Origin of the sequence: Nocardioides jiangsuensis (genome assembly GCF_019679455.1) — a bacterium.
Classification (GTDB): Bacteria; Actinomycetota; Actinomycetes; order Propionibacteriales; family Nocardioidaceae; genus Nocardioides_C; species Nocardioides_C jiangsuensis.
The window spans coordinates 720,544-738,335 of sequence record NZ_JAIEZQ010000002.1 but is presented as its reverse complement, the minus strand read 5'-3'; the positions used below and the strand labels follow the sequence as shown (position 1 = coordinate 738,335).

Annotated in this window: 19 protein-coding genes; 12 read left to right on the top strand and 7 right to left on the bottom strand. The window is 73.5% G+C overall.

Annotated features, from left to right (window positions below):
• Positions 1-5: 5 nt before the first annotated feature.
• Positions 6-938 carry a universal stress protein gene (locus K1X13_RS12085; protein WP_221025294.1) on the bottom strand — a complete coding sequence of 311 codons (933 nt, stop codon included), beginning with the start codon at positions 936-938 and terminating at the stop codon, positions 6-8.
• Between the two features lie 214 nt (positions 939-1,152).
• On the opposite strand from K1X13_RS12085, the gene K1X13_RS12080 reads away from it, so the two are divergent.
• From K1X13_RS12080 to K1X13_RS12065, 4 genes are all read left to right on the top strand, one after another.
• Positions 1,153-1,737, top strand: coding sequence for a CBS domain-containing protein (locus tag K1X13_RS12080; RefSeq protein WP_221025293.1), 585 nt, complete (start codon positions 1,153-1,155; stop codon positions 1,735-1,737).
• 8 nt (positions 1,738-1,745) lie between these two features.
• The gene (locus K1X13_RS12075) at positions 1,746-2,972 is read left to right on the top strand and encodes an acetyl-CoA hydrolase/transferase family protein (RefSeq protein ID WP_308249530.1); all 1,227 of its coding nucleotides are present in this window, start codon (positions 1,746-1,748) and stop codon (positions 2,970-2,972) included.
• A gap of 111 nt (positions 2,973-3,083) precedes the next feature.
• Entirely contained in the window at positions 3,084-3,491 is a 408-nt protein-coding gene (locus tag K1X13_RS12070) for a peptidase associated/transthyretin-like domain-containing protein (RefSeq protein ID WP_221025292.1), read from the top strand.
• Positions 3,492-3,632: 141 nt separating this feature from the next.
• Complete coding sequence (locus tag K1X13_RS12065; protein ID WP_221025291.1) at positions 3,633-3,980, top strand: TraR/DksA family transcriptional regulator; 348 nt, start codon at positions 3,633-3,635, stop codon at positions 3,978-3,980.
• A gap of 13 nt (positions 3,981-3,993) precedes the next feature.
• Here K1X13_RS12065 and K1X13_RS12060 read toward each other — a convergent pair whose 3' ends face one another.
• The gene (locus tag K1X13_RS12060) at positions 3,994-4,701 is read right to left on the bottom strand and encodes a DsbA family oxidoreductase (protein ID WP_221025290.1); all 708 of its coding nucleotides are present in this window, start codon (positions 4,699-4,701) and stop codon (positions 3,994-3,996) included.
• 205 nt (positions 4,702-4,906) lie between these two features.
• Here K1X13_RS12060 and K1X13_RS12055 point away from each other — a divergent pair, with 205 nt between their 5' ends.
• Positions 4,907-5,764 (top strand): NAD(P)-dependent oxidoreductase, encoded by an 858-nt coding sequence (locus K1X13_RS12055; RefSeq protein WP_221025289.1) that lies wholly within the window; start codon positions 4,907-4,909, stop codon positions 5,762-5,764.
• 33 nt (positions 5,765-5,797) lie between these two features.
• On the opposite strand, the gene K1X13_RS12050 is transcribed toward K1X13_RS12055, so the two are convergent.
• Entirely contained in the window at positions 5,798-6,418 is a 621-nt protein-coding gene (locus K1X13_RS12050; protein WP_221025288.1) for a hypothetical protein, read from the bottom strand.
• 98 nt (positions 6,419-6,516) lie between these two features.
• Positions 6,517-7,053 carry a mycothiol transferase gene (locus K1X13_RS12045; RefSeq protein WP_221025287.1) on the bottom strand — a complete coding sequence of 179 codons (537 nt, stop codon included), beginning with the start codon at positions 7,051-7,053 and terminating at the stop codon, positions 6,517-6,519.
• A 171-nt stretch (positions 7,054-7,224) separates the two neighbouring features.
• On the opposite strand from K1X13_RS12045, the gene K1X13_RS12040 reads away from it, so the two are divergent.
• The 3 genes from K1X13_RS12040 to K1X13_RS12030 are packed head-to-tail and all read left to right on the top strand — an operon-like array spanning position 7,225 to position 9,312.
• Positions 7,225-7,635 (top strand): VOC family protein, encoded by a 411-nt coding sequence (locus tag K1X13_RS12040; protein ID WP_221025286.1) that lies wholly within the window; start codon positions 7,225-7,227, stop codon positions 7,633-7,635.
• Between the two features lie 10 nt (positions 7,636-7,645).
• Complete coding sequence (locus tag K1X13_RS12035) at positions 7,646-8,692, top strand: sigma-70 family RNA polymerase sigma factor (RefSeq protein ID WP_221025285.1); 1,047 nt, start codon at positions 7,646-7,648, stop codon at positions 8,690-8,692.
• Positions 8,693-8,706: 14 nt separating this feature from the next.
• Positions 8,707-9,312: a TIGR03086 family metal-binding protein gene (locus K1X13_RS12030; RefSeq protein ID WP_221025284.1), complete on the top strand. Its 606-nt coding sequence runs from the start codon at positions 8,707-8,709 to the stop codon at positions 9,310-9,312.
• Here the strand turns inward: K1X13_RS12030 and K1X13_RS12025 are convergent.
• Both K1X13_RS12025 and K1X13_RS12020 read right to left on the bottom strand, forming a co-directional pair.
• A complete protein-coding gene (locus tag K1X13_RS12025; RefSeq protein WP_221025283.1) occupies positions 9,282-11,231 on the bottom strand; it encodes a vWA domain-containing protein in 1,950 nt (649 codons plus the stop codon). The two genes, K1X13_RS12030 and K1X13_RS12025, sit on opposite strands and share 31 nt — an antisense overlap.
• A gap of 2 nt (positions 11,232-11,233) precedes the next feature.
• Positions 11,234-12,616, bottom strand: coding sequence for a magnesium chelatase ATPase subunit I (locus K1X13_RS12020; protein ID WP_221025282.1), 1,383 nt, complete (start codon positions 12,614-12,616; stop codon positions 11,234-11,236).
• A 179-nt stretch (positions 12,617-12,795) separates the two neighbouring features.
• Here K1X13_RS12020 and K1X13_RS12015 point away from each other — a divergent pair, with 179 nt between their 5' ends.
• Positions 12,796-12,978: a hypothetical protein gene (locus tag K1X13_RS12015; RefSeq protein WP_221026120.1), complete on the top strand. Its 183-nt coding sequence runs from the start codon at positions 12,796-12,798 to the stop codon at positions 12,976-12,978.
• Between the two features lie 188 nt (positions 12,979-13,166).
• Positions 13,167-13,517: an STAS domain-containing protein gene (locus K1X13_RS12010; RefSeq protein WP_221025281.1), complete on the top strand. Its 351-nt coding sequence runs from the start codon at positions 13,167-13,169 to the stop codon at positions 13,515-13,517.
• A 28-nt stretch (positions 13,518-13,545) separates the two neighbouring features.
• On the opposite strand, the gene K1X13_RS12005 is transcribed toward K1X13_RS12010, so the two are convergent.
• The gene (locus K1X13_RS12005) at positions 13,546-14,088 is read right to left on the bottom strand and encodes a DUF6328 family protein (protein WP_225915149.1); all 543 of its coding nucleotides are present in this window, start codon (positions 14,086-14,088) and stop codon (positions 13,546-13,548) included.
• 502 nt (positions 14,089-14,590) lie between these two features.
• Here K1X13_RS12005 and K1X13_RS12000 point away from each other — a divergent pair.
• The gene (locus tag K1X13_RS12000) at positions 14,591-16,123 is read left to right on the top strand and encodes an FAD-dependent oxidoreductase (protein WP_221025279.1); all 1,533 of its coding nucleotides are present in this window, start codon (positions 14,591-14,593) and stop codon (positions 16,121-16,123) included.
• Positions 16,124-16,221: 98 nt separating this feature from the next.
• Positions 16,222-17,769 (top strand): alkaline phosphatase D family protein, encoded by a 1,548-nt coding sequence (locus tag K1X13_RS11995; RefSeq protein WP_221025278.1) that lies wholly within the window; start codon positions 16,222-16,224, stop codon positions 17,767-17,769.
• Positions 17,770-17,792: the final 23 nt, after the last annotated feature.

Sequence of the window (17,792 nt, the reverse complement as noted above, 5' to 3'; positions counted from 1 at the left end):
GGGTCTCAGGCCTGCGGTGACACCTCGGAGTCGCTGACCCGTGCGGCGGGAGGCGTCTCCTCGCGCACGTGCTGGGGCGCGATCTCCACGGGGCAGCGGGCCTCGCGGATCAGGGTCCGGGCGACCGAGCCCAGGTACAGGCCGAGCGGTGCGCCGTGTCCCCTGCGGCCGACCACGACCAGGTCGGCACCCTCGGTCGCGCCCACCAGGGCGGGGGCCGGGTACTGGTGCCGCAGGTCGATCTCCACGTCCACCTCGGGGTAGATCTCGCGCCAGGGAGCCACGGTCTGCTCCATCTCGGCCTGGCCGGTACGCCGCCACTCGTCGACCATCACGCGCGAGGCGATGATGTCGTCGTACGCCGAGGGCAGCTTCCAGGCGTGCAGCACGGTCAGCGACGCCCCACGCTCCGCGGCGGCCGAGAAGGCGAGCCCGAGCGCGTCCTTCGAGGCCGCCGACCCGTCCACCCCGACGACGACCCGGCCGTGCACCTGGCCGTCGACCCAGGTGGAGGGCACGCTCACCACGGGGCAGTGCGCGCGAGCGCCGACGCCGGTCGTGGTCGAGCTGGTGAGCACCCGTCCGAGCAGGGCCCGGTCGCGGTGGCCGAGCACGATCATGCGGGCGTTCTCGCCGACGTCGGCGACGACGCGGGTCCGGGTGCCGTGCAGGACCGAGGTCTCCACCGGCACGTTCGGGTCGATGCCGTGCACGTACCTCGCCGCGTCGGTGACGATGCGGCGGCCGACCTCGTCGAAGGTCTCCATGCTCACGAGCGGGAGCATCGGTGCCACGGGTGCCGTCTCGTGGACCGCGTGCACGATGTGGATACCGCAGTCGTGGCGCTGCGCCTCCCGCACGGCGTAGCGCAGCGCGCGCGTGCTCTGGTCCGTCCCGTCGACGCCGACGACGACCGGAAGCCTCAGGTCGGTGCCCATGGCTGTTCCTTCCTCTCGCTCCTACCCCCAGCGTCCCCCGGCCCGGCTCCGGGGGCGAGTGCCTGCGGTCACCCGGCCCCGGGGACTTTCGTCCCGAGTCCGGACACAGGGACCGAAAGCCGCCGTTGGTCTCGCCCCGGATGGGCCGTTGGACCCTGTCTCCGGCGCTCCGACCGAGACGACGATGAGGGCACGAAGAAGGAGGTGGCCAGGGATGCTCGTCAAGGACGTGATGACCTCACCGGCGATCACCGTCAGCGCGGAGGCCTGGGTGAAGGACGGCCTGAGGCTGCTCGACGAGCACCACGTGACCGCGCTGCCGGTCGTCGACGACCGGGGCCGGCTGGTGGGGATCGTCAGCGAGGCCGACCTGCTGCACGACGTCGTGCACCACGACCCGCGCACCCAGATCCTGCCGCGCGAGGACTCCGACGCCCCACCCCGCCGGATCGCCGACGTGATGTCGACGCTCTCGATGACCGTCGGGGTGGACAGCGACCTCAGTGACGCGGTGGAGCTGATGACCTCGACCGCGGTGAAGAGCCTGCCGGTGGTCGACCACGAGCACGTCGTCGGTGTGGTGAGCCGCAGCGACATCGTGCACCTGCTCGCGCGCAGCGACGACCTGATCCGGGCGGAGGTCGACGAGCTGCTGCGCAGCGCCGGGCTGAGCTGCCAGGTCGACGTCGACGGCGGCCGGGTGCTGATCGAGGGACCGGTCGACCCGCACCAGCGGCGGGTGGCCGAGGTGATCGCCGGCGCGGTGCGCGGCGTGGTCTCGGTGCGGGTCCGGGGCTGAGTCGCCCCGTGCTCCCCGACACCGAGTCCGGCCTCCTCGCGGCCTTCGCGGCCCTCCCGGGCACGCCCCGGGTGGTCGCCTCCGGCAACTTCGCGACGCCGTACGCCGTCCTCGGCCTGCTGGACAAGGCGTGCGCGAGCTACCGGCTGAACCTGCTCAACGCCCAGCCCGGGATCCCCGACCGGCCCGGGGTCGTCCACGAGACCTCGTTCGTGGGGCCCGGGATGCGCACCAGCCGCGACCTGTCCTACGTGCCGTCGCGGCTCTCGCTGCTCCCCCGGCTGTTCCGCACCGGGCTGCCGCCCGACGTGGTGCTGGTGCACACCTCCCTGCCGCACCAGGGGACGGTGTCGCTGGGCACCGAGGTCAACGTGCTCCCCGCGGCGGTGGAGGAGGTACGGCGCCGGGGCGGGCTGGTCGTGGCGCAGATGAACCCGCGGATGCCCTACACCTACGGCGACGCCGTCCTGCCACTGGACATGCTCGACCACGTGCTCGAGGTCGACGCGCCCCTGGCCTCGCCGGGGCACGTGGAGATCGACGACGCGGCGCGGGCGATCGGGACCCTGGTCGCCGACCGGGTGCTCGACGGCGCGGTGCTGCAGACCGGGATCGGCGCGGTGCCCGACGCCACCCTCCTCGGGCTCACCGGCCGCCGGGGCCTGTCGGTGTGGAGCGAGATGTTCAGCGACGGCGTGCTCGCCCTCGACCGCGCCGGCGCCCTCGACGAGGGGAAGCCGGTCACCGCGTCCTTCGTGTTCGGGTCGCCGGAGCTCTACGCGTGGGTGCACCGCAACGAGCGGGTGCGGCTGCTGCGCACGGAGAAGACCAACGACCCGGCGCTGATCAAGCTGCATCACCGGATGGTGAGCGTGAACACCGCGCTCCAGGTCGACCTGTTCGGGCAGGCCAACGCGTCCCGGATCGGGCGCCGGATCTACTCCGGGACCGGCGGGCAGACCGACTTCGTGGTCGGCGCGATGCACGCGCCGGAGGGGCAGGCGATCGTGGCGCTGCGGTCGTGGCACCCGCGGGCGGACTGCTCGACGATCGTGCCGCTCGTCGACGAGCCCGTGACGTCGTTCCAGATGTCCGCGGTGGTCACGGAGCAGGGGGTGGCCGAGGTGTTCGGGCACGACCAGCGGAGCCAGGCGCGCAACCTGATCACCCGGGCGGCGCACCCCCGGGTGCGCGAGGAGCTGTGGGAGGAGGCGGAGGCGCTCCACCTCACCTGAGCGCGGCCCCGCGAGGTCACCCCGGCCCCGGATGCAACCTTTCCGCGGCGGGGGCGTCTATACCGGTGAGAGCGGACGCTCCGCTCCGCACCAGCAAGGGGGATCCCACTCATGTCCAAGCTCACCGCCCGCCGCTCCGGCGCCCTCGTCGCGGCCGTCGCGGCCGCCTCCACCGTCATCGTCGGCGCCCCCGCCGAGGCCGCGGACATGGCGTCGAGCCGGGTCACCCTCCGCGCCTCCGACCACGAGGTCGACCCGGGCGAGCAGTTCGTGCTGCGCGGGCGGATGACGTCCGAGGGCGACGCCGTCGCCGGCTCGCCGGTCCGCGTGCAGGCCTACCGCGACGGCGGCTGGGTCAACCTGCGCGGCGCCGTGGTCTCGACCAACGACGACGGCTACTACCGGGTCCGTGTCGTCCTCTCCTCCGGCGGCGACCGCGACCTGCGCGTGGTGGCCAACCCGGCGGGCGACACGATCCGCACCGCCCGCGCCTACACCGTGGTCCGCGTCCTGGCCTGAGGCAGGGGATCCCGCGAGCCCGCAGGGGCCCGGAGAGCGTGAGCTCCGGGCCCCTGCGTCGCGTCCACGAGCGGTCGAGGGGGCGGAACCCGCCGGCCGGTGGGGAATCACGGGGGCGCGGGCCGTGTTCGGGTGGGTGACATGGACAGCCACCCCGACGCCGTACGACGCCTGGCCGCGGAACGCCGTGAGACCGAGCAGCGGCTCGCCGCGCTCACCGGCGACTTCACCGCGATCGTCGACGCCTCCGCGGACTCCAACGCCGACGACGAGCACGACCCGGAGGGTTCGACGATCGCCTTCGAGCGCTCCCAGGTGGGCGCCCTGATCGTGCAGGCGCGGGAGCACCTCGCCGAGATCGAGACCGCCGAGCGACGCGTCTCGGACGGGACCTACGGCACCTGCGAGCGCTGCGGGAAGGCCATCGCCCCGGGACGGCTCGAGGCGCGTCCGGTGGCGCGGACCTGCATCGACTGCGCCCGCCGGTAGCAGCCGGGGTCGCTCAGACGGCGCAGCCGTCGGGGCCGCAGGCGGTGTCGTCCGCGCCGCCCACCATCGTGAGCGGGTGGCTCTCCGCCCAGGCCCGTTCGAGGACCGACAGCAGCTGCTCGGCCGGCTGGGCGCCGGAGACGCCGTAGGTGCGGTCGACGACGAAGAACGGAACGCCGCTGATCCCAAGGCTGCCGGCCTCCTCCTCGTCGGCCCGGACCGCGGCGGCGTGTGCCTGGCTCTCGAGCGCCCGGGTGGTCTCGTCCGCGTCGAGGCCGACCTCGGCGGCGAGGCGCACCAGCGTGTCCCGGTCGCCGACCGAGAGACCCTCGGTGAAGTGGGCGCGCAGCAGCCGCTCCTTCATCGCGTCCTGGAGCCCGTGCTCCGCGGCGAGGTGGATCACCTGGTGCGCGTCGAAGGTGTTGGCCGCGACCGCCCGCTCGAAGTGGAAGTCGAGGCCGGCGACGGACGCGGTGGCCGTCATCGAGTCCAGCATCTGCTGGGACTGCGGGAGGCTCATCCCGTACTTGCGGGCCAGCCGGTCGACGTACGCCGACTCCTCGGCGGTCGCCGCGGAGACGGCGCCGGGGTCGAGCTCGAAGCTGCGCCACCGCACCTCGACCTGGTCACGGTGCGCGAACTGCGCGAGCGCCGCCTCGAACCGGCGCTTGCCGACGTAGCACCAGGGGCAGGCGATGTCGGACCAGATCTCGACCTTCACGAGGACGCTCCTTCGGCGAGGGGGACACGGGACGTCACCTGTTGAACCGACAACGAGTCCGTTTTATTCCGATCCACCAGGGAGACGGGGCCCGGCGGATCGGCGCCGCCCGGCCCGCGGAGGCACGGGCAGCGGAGGCACGGGCAGCGGTTGCCCGGCCGGGTAGACAGGAGGGTGTCCGCCGTACGCCACCGAAGGGATCCCGATGACCGACCGGCCCACCGTCGCCCTGCTCGGCACCGGAACCATGGGCGCGCCGATGGCGCGCAACATCGCCGCGGCCGGTCTCCCGCTCCGGGTGTGGAACCGCAGCCGTGACAAGGCCGAACCCCTCGCCGAGGCCGGCGCGGTGGTCGCCGCGACCCCGGCCGAGGCGGTCGACGGTGCCGACGTCGTGCTGACCATGCTCTTCGACGCCGACAGCGTCACGGCGACGATGGAGCAGGCCCGGCCGGGCCTGGCGCCGGGAACCGTGTGGCTGCAGCAGACCACGGTCGGCGTCGCGGGGTCCGACGCCCTGGGCGTCCTGGCCGACGAGCTCGGCCTGGTCCTGGTCGACGCGCCCGTGCTGGGCACGCGCAAGCCGGCCGAGGATGGTGCGCTCGTGGTCCTCGCCTCCGGCCCCGAGGGCGCCCGGGACCGCGTCTCCCCCGTGCTCGACGCGATCTCCTCCCGGGTCACCTGGGTGGGCGACGCGGGCGCGGGGTCGCGCCTCAAGCTCGCCGCGAACGCCTGGGTCCTGACCGTGGTGGAGGGGATCGCCGAGTCGCTGGCGCTGACCCGCGCGCTCGGGCTCGACCCGCAGCTCTTCCTCGACGCGGTGGCCGGCGGCGCGATGGACGCGCCGTACGTCCAGCTCAAGGGCGGCGCTATGCTGGCCGGCGAGTTCACCGCGTCGTTCGGGCTCGACGGCGCCGCCAAGGACGGGGACCTGATCGTGGCCGCCGCCCGGGCCGCCGGGCTCGAGCTGAGCGTGGTCGAGGCGGCACGGGACCACGTGGTGCGGGCGCGCGAGGCAGGTCACGGCGACCAGGACGTCGCCGCGACCTACCTCGAGCACTGACCCGGACGGCCGGACCGGCCGCCCCGCCGGCGGTCAGACCATCTCGGGCACGTGCAGGTGCGCGAGGGCCAGCTCGAACTCCGCGACGTCGGTGATCTCGATGCCGGCCTCCTGCGTGGCGGCGGCCCGGACCCCGGCGGCGGTCTCACGTGAGCGCTCCACGCCCTGCAGGCTCTCGAAGGTCACCGAGGAGACGGCGTCACCGGTCGTGCGGTCGACGAGCAGGCTGGCGCTGCAGAAGCCCTCGAACTGCTCCAGCCTCGGCAGCACGGACAGCTTGTAGTAGTCGAGCGCCGGGTCGAAGTTCGCGGGGTCGCTCCGGAACCAGGTGACGCGTACGCAGGAGTGGTCCGTCGACGGGTGCGTGCGGTGCATGACCGCGACCTCCCACTCGCGGACGGAGGCGGTCCCGCCCAACAGCTCCACCGCCCTGTCGCGCAGCGGCATCACGGTCTGGGCGGACACGCGCATCGCGTCCTCGGACTCCCAGGCGGCGGTCACGATGCACCGCCCCGACTCTCGGTCGACGAGCATGGAGAGCCCCACGCAACCCGGGATCTGCATCAGCTGCGGGAGGACTTCCTCGCGGACGTGGGTGATACCGGCGTCGATCGCCGCCGGTGCGGCACTGACAGTCGTGGTCCGTGCGTGCACGGCGTTCACCTCCTCGGGGCGGCACCCCCGTGGCGCCGCGCTGACACCCACGCTTCTCCCGCCCCGCCCGACTGGCAAGGCGCTCTGGACCAGCCCGCTCAGCGCCCGGCTCGCCGCTCGACCAGCCCGCGGACGAACGCGGCCTGGCCGGCGTGCTGGGTGGTGTCGTTCACGACGCTGACCAGGCGCGTGCCCCGGGTGACCGGCGGGTCCCACCGGGTGTCCACCACCTCCGCGAGGTCGCCGTCCGCCAGCGTGCGCAGGTAGGCGACGGTGCGCGCGTGCACGGCGTCGTGGTAGCCGGCCAGCAGGTCGGCGCCCACCCGCACCCCGGCCACCTCCTCCGCGGAGTGCCCGAAACCGGTGTCGTCGCGGTCGAACGGCAGCGCGAACCGCTCCACCCAGCCGTCGGTGTGCCAGACCTGCGCGGAGCCCGCCACCTCGGCCACATGGTCGTCCTCGATGCGGGTCAGGTGCCAGACCAGCCAGGCGATCGAGTTCGCCCGGGGGTCCACCCGGTGCGCGAGCTGCTCCTCGTCGAGACCGTCGACCGCCGTTTGCACCGTCTCCCGGACCCGACCGAACGCGTCCACGAGCAGGCCGGCGCTCGCCGGCAGCTCCTCCTGGTCACCCATGCCGCTCCCCTCTCGTGCGTCGCTGCCCTCCACTGTGCACCCGCCGCCGCCGTCGGCGTACCCGGTGGGCCCCTCGCCACCGGCCGATGAGTTTCGGCCGGCTCGGCGGTCTGCCCCTGTGAACCGCCGTGGACCGGTACAGCACCAGCACCAGCACCCCAGGAGGACCCGATGGGCCGCATGATGTTCGTGAGCCTCCCCGTGGAGGACCTGACGAAGTCGGTCGACTTCTTCACCGCGCTCGGCTTCGGCTTCGACCCGAGGTTCACCGACGAGAACGCCACCTGCATGGTCGTCGGCGAGGACAGCTTCGTGATGCTGCTCGTGAAGCCGTTCTTCAAGACCTTCACCGGCGGCAAGGAGCTCGCCGACTCCCACACGCACAGCGAGGCGATCATGGCGCTCTCCGCGGAGAGCCGCGGGGAGGTCGACCGGCTCTGCGACCGGGCGCTCGAGATGGGCGGCCGGCCCTCGCAGGAGCCGATGGCCGAGGGCTTCATGTACTCCCGCAGCTTCGCCGACCTCGACGGCCACCAGTGGGAGTTCCTCTACATGGACCCGGCCGCCCTCGAACAGTCGTAAGGTCGTGGCCATGACGGACCGAGAGGCCACGGAGGAGCCGCCGGTCCTCGACGACCGGTACCGCCCCGAGCTGCTCGCGCACTGCTACCGCATGCTCGGCTCGGTGCACGACGCCGAGGACCTGGTGCAGGAGACCTACCTGCGGGCGTGGAAGGCGTACGACCGGTTCGAGGGCCGGTCCTCGATGCGGACCTGGCTCTACCGCATCGCGACCAACGCCTGCCTGACCGCCCTCGAGGGTCGCAGCCGGCGTCCGCTGCCGACCGGGCTCGGCGCCGAGGCCTCCGACCCGCTCGCCACCCTCGTCCAGCAGCCCGAGGTGCCCTGGCTGCAGCCGGTGCCGGACGCGCTCGTCGCCGCCGAGGCCGCCGACCCCGCCACCGTGGTGACCTCGAAGGAGAGCATCCGGCTCGCGTTCGTGGCCGCGCTCCAGCACCTGCCGCCCAAGCAGCGGGCGGTGCTGATCCTGCGCGACGTCCTGAAGTGGCGCGCCGCGGAGGTCGCCGAGCTGCTCGGCACCACCACCACCGCGGTCAACAGCAGCCTCCAGCGCGCCCACGCCCAGCTCGACCGGGCCACCCTGGTCCAGGACGAGATGGTCGAGCCGGCCACCCCCGACCAACGCGAGCTCCTCGACCGGTACGTCGCCGCCTTCGAGAGCTACGACGTGCAGGCCATCGTCGACCTGTTCACCGAGGACGCCGTGTGGGAGATGCCGCCGTTCACCGGTTGGTACCTCGGCGCCGAGACGATCGGCCGGCTCATCGGCAGCCAGTGCCCCGCGAGCAGGCCCGGGGACATGCGGATGGTCCGCGCCGACGCCAACGGGCAGCCGGCCTTCGCGCTGTACATGCGCGACCTCGACGGCGTGCACCGCGCGTTCCAGCTCCAGGTGCTGACCCTGACCTCCTCGGGCGTGGCCCACGTCGGGTGCTTCTTCGACACGGGTCTGTTCGCGTCGTTCGGCCTGCCGGAGACCCTTCCCGCGGAGGGCGGCGAGCCCGGCGCCGGGGCCCCGCGGCGGGGCGGCGGTCACGGCCTCCACGCGCACGGCTGAGCCAGGTGACGCACGTGACCGGGCCGGCGCCGGCGGCGGCCGTGTGGGGCGGGGTCGAGCTGCTCGAGCGCGCGATCGGCTACATGCTGGGCAGCCTGCGGCTGGCCACCGAGGCCGACTACACCGCGCCCACCCCGTGCACGGAGTGGGACCTGCGCGCGCTGCTGGACCACATGAACGACTCGCTGGAGGCGCTGCAGGAGGCGGTCGACGTACGCCGGGTGGACCGCCGCTCGGGCCCGGCCGGGACCGGCGACCCCGTCGCGGCGCTGAGGGACCGGGCCTGCCGCCTCCTCGGCGGGTGGGCGAACGACCCGTCGGGCGGCGACGTCTCGGTCGACGGCAGGCCGCTGACCGCCCGGGTGCTGACCAGCGCGGGGGCGCTCGAGGTGGCGACGCACGGCTGGGACGTCGCCGAGGCATGCGGCGCCCGACTGGCGGTCCCGGAGGCGCTGGCCGAGGACCTGCTGCGGCTCGTCCCGCTGCTCGTCACCGCCCACGACAGGCCGGGCCGGTTCGGCCCGGTGGTCGAAGTGCCGGCGACCGCCGCGGCGGGCGACCGCCTGCTCGCACTCCTGGGCCGGGACCCCTACCGGCGGCCGCGGCGCGCGCGCAGGTAGTCCGCGACGACGTACTCGCCCAGCCGGGACAGGTCCGGGGTGAACACCCGCCCGCCCGCGCGGCGGGCCACCGCGTCGACGAAGCGCGCCAGCCCGGGGTCCTCGCCGAGCATGAAGAAGTTGAGCGCGGCGCCGTACCGGGTCAGCTCGTCGACCTGGCCGATCGTGGCGCGCAGCGTGGCGTGCGTCGTCGGCCAGCTGAACCACGGGGTGCCGTCCTCGAGCAGGTGCGCGGTCGGCTCGCCGTCGGTCACCACCAGCACCACCGGCTCGGCGTCGGGATGGCGGCGCAGGTGCCGCGCGGCGATCATCAGCGCGTGCTGGAGGTTGGTCCCCTGGACCCACTCCGGCTCGACCCCGGCGAGCTGCACCGGTGACAGGCGGCGCGCGGAGAGGTCGAAGCCGATGACCTGGAGCGCGTCCTGCCGGAACCGGGTCTCGACGAGGTGGGACAGCGCGAGGGCGGTCTGCTTCATCGGCCCCCAGCGGCCCTCGTGCACCATCGAGTAGGACAGGTCGACGCACAGCGCCACCGCAGCCGTCGTACGGCGCTCGGTCTCGACCACCTCGAAGTCCTCGACCAGCAGCCGGCCCGAGCCCACTCCCCCGCCCCGGCGCAGCGCGTTGGACACGGTGCGGACCGCGTCGATCGGCAGGTCGTCGCCGAAGACCCAGGGCCGGGTCAGCCCCGTCGGCTCGTCGGCCGCCCCGGTGCGCCGGTCGTCGTGGTCTCCGGTGCCGGACGCCTCGAGCTGGCTGAACACCCGGCGCAGCGCGGTCTCCCCCAGCCGTCGCACCGCCCGCGGGGTCAGCCGCAGCCCGTCGTCGTCCCGGGTGACGAAGCCCTGCCGCTCGAGCTCGTGCTCCAGCTCGCGCAGTGCCCGCAGGTCCGCGGCGGCGTCCCCGCCGAGGTGCCGCTCGAGTGCCTCCACGTCCACGTCGTCCAGCGTCGACCCGGGCAGGCCCTGGCCCAGCTGCTGCTCCAGCGCCTCGAGGTCGGCGAGCTCGGCCACCGCCTCCACGGCGGCGCTGTACCCCAGCGCCTCCCCGCCGGGCCGCATCGAGACCGGGTCACGGCCCAGCCCGGGGCGCAGCGCGCGCAGGTTGTCGGACAGCTGCGTCATCTCCGAGGCGAGATCGGGGTCGGCGAGCGCGTCGCTCATCAGCTGGGCGAGCTGTTCCCGCTGGTCGGGCGAGAGCGAGGCCATCATCCGGTCCGCCGCGGCCTGGCGTCGGGCGAGCGCGTCGATCAGCTCGTCGACGTTCTCGGGATGCTCGGGGAACAGGTCGCCGTGCCGATCCATGAACTCCGCGAACCGGTCCGTGGTGTCCTCGCCGCGGGCGTGGGCGGCGAGCAGCGCGTTCAGGTCGGCGAGCATGTCCTTGACCCGCTCCATCGCGGCCGGGTCGTCGGAGGACAGCGCCTGCTTGAGCCCCGCGAACTGCGCGTCGAGGACCTCCCGGCGCAGCATCTGCTGGATCGACTCGTAGGCCGCCCGCGCCTCCGGCGAGTGCCAGGCGTAGTCGTCGAGGGCACGGACGGCGCCGGCCACGTCGTCGGGGATGGTGGCGAGCTCCATCTCCGCCATGCGGGCGTCGTCACCCTCCTCCCCCGCCAGGGTGTCCCGCTCCGCGGCGAGCGCCTGGTCGAGCACCGCCCGGACCTGGTCCAGGGTGCCGCCGAGGTCGCCCTGGCGGCGGGCCCGCTCGCGCATCCGGCGTACCCGCTCGGACAGGTCGTCGAGCCCGCGCCGGCCGTCGAGACCACGACGCATCAGCTCCCGCAGCGCCTCACGGAGCGACCCTCCGGCCAGCACCTCGCGGCCGACCTCGTCGAGCGCCTCGCGGACGTCGTACGGCGGCGCGAGCGGGTCGCGCCCCCCGTGCCAGGGGCCGTACCTGAACCGGTGCCGGGACACGGTCAGGCTCCGTAGACCGAGCGGCCGTCGAGCGTCTCCTTGTCGATGCGCCGGGTCAGGTGCAGCCCCTCCAGCACCAGCTCGACGGCAGCCGCGACGTGTCCGGCCGACGCGTCGTCGCCGTCCCCGAGCCGGTCGAGCACCTTCGACAGGCCCGGGATGGTCCCGAACTGGCCGAGCAGCTCCTCGGCCGGGACCAGCTCGCCGGTCTCCACGGTCGACCCCTCGCTGAAGATCTCCGTGAACCCGGACAGGTCGAGGCCCGCGAGCCGCGCGCGGAACGTCTCCGCCGTCGCCAGTCGCAGCAGGTGGTGCACCACCTCGACCTCGCGGCCCTCCTCCCCCATCTCGAACTCCACCTTGCCCAGGAGGGTGGGGACCACGGTCGGCACGTCGCAGATCCGGGCCACCGCCGCGGGCTCCCCAGAACGGGCGCTGCGGCGCAGCGCGGAGGCGGCGACCGCCTCGGCCGCCGCGATCGCGAACCGGGCGCTGACCCCCGAGCGCTGGTCGATCGAGGAGGACTCGCGCAGGCCGCGGGTGAGCCGGGCGACCACCTCGAGCAGGTGCTCGGGTACGTCGGCCACCAGCGCCGACTCCTGGCCGATGAGCGCGACCTCCTCCGCGACCTCGTACGGGTAGTGGGTGCGGATCTCGGCGCCGAACCGGTCCTTGAGCGGGGTGATGATCCGGCCACGGTTGGTGTAGTCCTCGGGGTTGGCGGTGGCCACGAGCAGCAGGTCGAGCGGCAGTCGCAGCGAGTAGCCGCGGACCTGGATGTCGCGTTCCTCGAGGACGTTGAACATCGCGACCTGGATCCGCTCGGCGAGGTCGGGCAGCTCGTTGAGTCCGAAGATGCCGCGGTGGGTGCGCGGCACGAGCCCGTAGTGGACGGTCTCGGGGTCCCCGAGGGTGCGCCCCTCCGCGACCTTCACCGGGTCCACGTCGCCCACCAGGTCGCCGACGCTGGTGTCCGGCGTGGCCAGCTTCTCGACGTACCGCTGGTCGCGGTGCCGCCAGGCCACCGGCAGGTCGTCGCCGAGCTCCGCGGCCAGCCGCCGGCAGCGGGTGCACACCGGGGCGAGGGGGTCGTCGTTGATCTCGCACCCCGCGACCACCGGGCTCCACTCGTCGAGGAGCGCCACGAGGGTGCGCATGAGGCGGGACTTGCCCTGGCCGCGCTCGCCGAGGAGGACCAGGTCGTGTCCGGCGAGCAGGGCGCTCTCGAGCTGCGGCAGGACCGTGTCGTCGAAACCGACGATCCCCGGGAAGGCGGTGTCCCCGGAGCGCAGCCTCTCCAGCAGGTTCGAGCGGATCTCGGCCTTGACCGAGCGGGACCGGTAGCCGTGCTCGCGCAGGCCACCGAGCGACGTGGGCTGGCTCATGTTCTCCACAGTAGGACGCCGCTCCCAAGGGGCCATCGCGGTTCGGGGCGACCAGGACGATGGGAGCCATGCCGGGAGCGACTAGTCTTTTCTCCTCATACCGAACCACCCGGACGGGCCACTAACCGCGCCCGTGCCGAGTCGTTGTCAGGAGAGCAGGGGGACGAAAGGAGCCGATTGTGCACGACCTGATCGCCACCCATCTCCACGATGCCGAGCTGATGGACGAGATCGAGCTCGTCTCCGGCCTCATCGTGGCCGCGAGCGCCGCGCCCGCCCCGCTGGACCAGGCCACGGTGGACCGGCTGCTCGGCCTGGACGACACCACGGACCCGGACTTCCCGACACAGCGAACCGACTGACCCGGCCCACGGCGAGGGACCGGGAGCCGCGGCCCGACGCGGGTCGCGCGAGTCCCCTCCGCCCGGACCGCCTAGACATTCGGCCGCCTCGAAACGCCCATACCGCCACGGGATGTGCGAGACTCCCTCACGGCCGTCCACTCAAGCAGCGAGGTGAACCACGGCCTGCTGCACCAGGAGAGGACCACGTGCTACTCGAAGTCGACGTGCAGAACCACGGCGAGCACACCGTTGTCACGGCGCGCGGGGAGGTCGACTACGCGACCAGCCCGCTGCTCCGCGACACCATCAACGACCTCGTCGTCGACGGCAGGATCCATCTCGTGCTGGACTTCAGCGAGGTCAGCTTCCTCGACTCCACGGGCCTCGGCGCCCTGATCGGCGCCCGACGGCGGGTGCACACCTTCAAGGGTTCGCTCGCGCTGGTCTTCACCGGCGACCACCTGCGCAAGCTCTTCCGGATCACGAACCTGGAGAAGGTGTTCACCATCCACGCCTCGCTCGACGACGCGCTCCCCCAGGACGCCCGGGCCCACTGACCCGGACGCCCCGCGGGAGCGACCGGCGTCAGCGCCGCCGCGAGATCACCGGCACCCCGGCCCACAAGCCGGCGAAGAAGATCAGCGCCAGGCTGCCCGCCACGTTCGCCGCGGTCCGGTTGGTGACCAGGTCGAAGACCAGCCACACCACCCCGGAGGTGGTCAGCGCCAGCATCAGCAGGCCGGCCCGGGCCGCCTGGTTGGCGGCGTGCACCAGCCAGCGCCGCTCCCCCTGCCGGAACAGGATGCGGTGGAAGGCGACCGGGCCGATGATCAGGCCGGTGGCGATGACCGAGCCGCAGAGCACCGCGAGGTAGGCGAACTTCTGCACGTTGTCGAGGTCGGCGAACCGCTCGGTGAACGGCAGGGTCAGCAGGAAGCCGGTGAGGATCTGCACGCCGGTCTGGGTGACCCGCAGCTCCTGGAGGAGCTCGTTGAAGTTCCGCGTCAGCTGCTCGTGCTGGGTCTCGTCCTTCTTCTCGGCCTCGGACTTCTCGTCCTCCACGGTCGTGCTGTCCCTCTCCGAGGTGTCCTCCGGCTCGGACTCGGCGTGGTTGCGCTCGGGCGACATGCTGGTCACAGGTTCTTCTCTTTCTCGTGTGCCCGCGGACGCGGGGCGCCTGCCGGATACCCCGGCCGACGGTCCGGGAAACGCTCGACGCGTCGCCGCTGATCATGCTCCGTTTTGCCGGGGTACACCGGCAGTTCAGACAGTTCGCGCAGGCTCGGCCGGGTGAGGACGTCGCGCTCCAGGCAGGTGGTCGCCGGGCGCCGCGGTCTCGCTCGCCGGCGCGGGGGTCACCGCGGTGGCGCTCGGCGGCTTCCTGCGCAGCGGGTCGCCCCGACACGGTGTACTCACGATGTGCCGGGGCGACCCCGGCGTCCCTGCTCAGCCTGCTGCTAGACCGCGAGGAACACCTGACGACCCGTGCCCTTTGCGGTCCGGTACATGCAGCCCCCGTCCCCTCTCTTCGCCGCATACCGGACCTCGCCGGCGGCGTGTCGTCTGAGCCGGACCCGGCTGGGTAGAGACGGGTAGAGACTGCAGGTGTCGCACGTGAAGGGAGTCCCGCATGGGACACGAGGCATCCGCCGGCTCGGGCACCGTCTGGGGCACCGAGGACCGCGGCCAGCGGTTCCCGGCCCTGGCCCGGGACGAGCTCGCGGACGTCGTGGTCGTCGGCGCCGGCATCGCCGGGCTGAGCGTCGCGCGCGAGCTGGCCCGGGCCGGCCGGAGGGTCGCGGTGCTGGAGAGGCACGTCGTGGGCGCCGGGGTGACCGGTCACACCACGGCCAAGGTCTCGGTCCTCCAGGGCGCCCGGCTCGCCGCCCTCGGGCGTCGGCACGGCGAGCAGACCGCGGCGGCGTTCGTGGAGAGCCAGACGGCGGCGATGCTGCACGTGGCGGACGTCGTACGGCGGCTGGGGGTCGACTGCGACCTCGAGGAGCGGCCGGCGTACCTGTTCTCCGAGGACGTCGAGGACCTGACCACGCTGCACGACGAGGCGGCCGCCGCCCGCCGGCTCGGCCTTCCGGCCCGCTTCACGCACGACACCGGCCTGCCGTTCCCCACCGTGGGCGGCGTCCAGGTCGAGGACCAGCTGCAGTTCCACCCGCTGCGCTACCTCGACGCGCTCACCGACGACCTGCTCGCCCACGGCGGCCGGATCTGGGAGGGCACCACGGTGACCGGGCTCGAGGAGCGCGGCAGGCCCGCTGTGCGCACCGCCGACGGGCACCGGGTACGCGCCGAGCACACCGTGGTCGCGACCCACTTCCCGCTCTTCGACCGGTCCCTGCTCTTCGCGCGGATGCACACGAGCCGCGAGTTCGCCGTCGCCGGCCCGGTCGCCGAGCGCGACGCCCCGCACGGCATGTACATCAGCGCCGGCTCCGACACGCGGTCGCTGCGCACCGCCCCCCACGACGGGGGCGGACGGCTCCTGATCGCCACCGGCGCACCGTTCACGCCCGGCGCGGCCGACGCCCGCGCCCGGCTCGACGACCTCGTGGACTGGTTCACCAGCCACACCGCAGTGGAGCGCGTCGAGCACGTGTGGGCCGCGCAGGACAACTTCACCCCCGACGGGCTGCCGTTCATCGGCCCGCTGCACCCGCGGACCAGCCGGGTCTGGGTGGCCACCGGCTTCGGCGGCTGGGGGATGACCAACGGCGCCCTGGCCGGGACCCTGCTGCGCGACCACATCGAGGGGCACCCGCCGCCGTGGGCGGACGTCTACCACCCGCGACGGCTCAAGCTGGCTCCCGAGGCGCAGTCGGCGACCAGGGCCGCGCTGCGGACCGTCCGCGGCTGGGCCGGCGCCCGGATCGCGGCCCGCGTCCGCGACGTCGACGACGTCACCGCGGTACGCCCCGGTGAGGCCGCCGTGGTCAGCGACAAGGGCGGCACCTGGGCCACCCATCGCGACGAGGACGGGACGCTGCACTGCGTGTCGGCGGTGTGCACCCACATGGGCTGCCTGGTCGCGTTCAACGACGTGGAGCGCACCTGGGAGTGCCCCTGCCACGGATCCCGCTTCGGGGTCGACGGGCAGGTCCTCCAGGGCCCGGCCACGGCTCCGCTGCAGCCCCGACCCGGGGACTGACGACATCCGGACGTAGGCCGCATTTCACCTCCGCTTCCGGAGCCGGTTCCCCGCGCCTGACTGACTGACACCTCCCACCTACTCGGAGGTCTCAGTCCATGCACCCCACGTCCAGCAGCCGCCTGTCCCGACGCGGCTTCCTCGCCCTCACCGGCGGCGCGAGCGCGGCCGCCACCGCCGCCATGTACGGCTTCTCCTCCGCGCCCGCCTGGGCAGCGCCCCGCTTCCCCGACGACCCGTTCACGCTCGGCGTCGCCTCGGGTGACCCGACCCCGGACGGCGTGGTCCTGTGGACCCGGCTGGCCCCCCAGCCACTGGCTGCCGACGGGCTGGGCGGCATGCCGCCGTACCAGCTGGAGGTGAGCTGGCAGGTGGCCACCGACCCGGCGTTCGCCACCGTGGTGCGGGCCGGCACCGAGACCGCGGCCCCCGAGCTCGCGCACTCCGTGCACGCGGAGGTGACCGGCCTCGAGCCCGAGCGCGAGTACTACTACCGCTTCCGCGCCGGCAAGGAGACCAGCCGGGTCGGCCGCACCCGCACCGCGCCGGCCGCGGGGTCCACCCCCGCCCGGGTCTCCTTCGCGCTGGCCTCCTGCCAGGCCTGGGCAGGAGGCCGGTACGCCGCCTACCGGACGATGGCCGAGGAGGACCTCGACCTCGTCGTGCACGTGGGCGACTACACCTACGAGGGCCGCGACCACGAGTCCCTCGCCGACTTCCGGCTCAACCACGCGAAGTACAAGTCCTCCCCGGACCTGCAGGCCGCGCACGCCGCGTTCGCGTTCGTGCTGACCTTCGACGACCACGAGGTCGAGAACAACTGGGCCGGGGCGGTCTCCCAGCCGGATGGCGAGGCGTCCAACGACCCGCAGCGGTTCCTGCAGCTGCGCGCCAACGCCTTCCAGGCCTACTACGAGCACCTCCCCCTCCGCCGTCCGCAGCGGCCCAGCGGCCCCGACATCCGGCTGCACCGCCGTCTGGACTACGGCTCGCTGGCGACCTTCCACGTGCTCGACACCCGGCAGTACCGCTCCGACCAGCTCACCGAGGCGTTCCCGGGCGGTCCCCAGCACCCCGACGTCATGGACCCCTCGCGCACGCTGCTGGGCGACGCGCAGGAGCGCTGGCTCTTCGACAACCTGGCCGCGTCCCGGGCGACCTGGAACGTCGTCGCGCAGCAGACGATCATGGCGCAGTACGACTACGACACCGGTCCGGGGCTCTCGGTCAACCACGACCAGTGGGACGGGTACGCCGTCTCTCGCGACCGGTTCCTCACCTACCTGGACCGGAGCCGCCCGTCCAACCCCGTCGTCCTCACCGGCGACTGGCACTCGGCCTGGGTCAACGACCTGCTCGCCGACTTCTCCCGACCCGGGTCCGAGGTCCTCGCGACCGAGTTCGTGGGTACGTCGATCAGCTCCGACTGCGGCTGGGCCGGTGCGATCAAGGCGGCCACGTCCGCCAACCCGCACGTGAAGTACGTCAACCCGGACCGGCGCGGCTACTCCCGCTGCGTCGTCACGCCCGACACGTGGCGCACCGACTACCGGGTCGTCTCGTCGGCGACCGACCCGGTCGCGCCGGCCGTGACGGACGCGAGCTGGGTGGTCGAGAGCGGCCGCCCGGGAGCGGTGCCCGCCTGACCCGGAAACGCATCGAGGGCAGT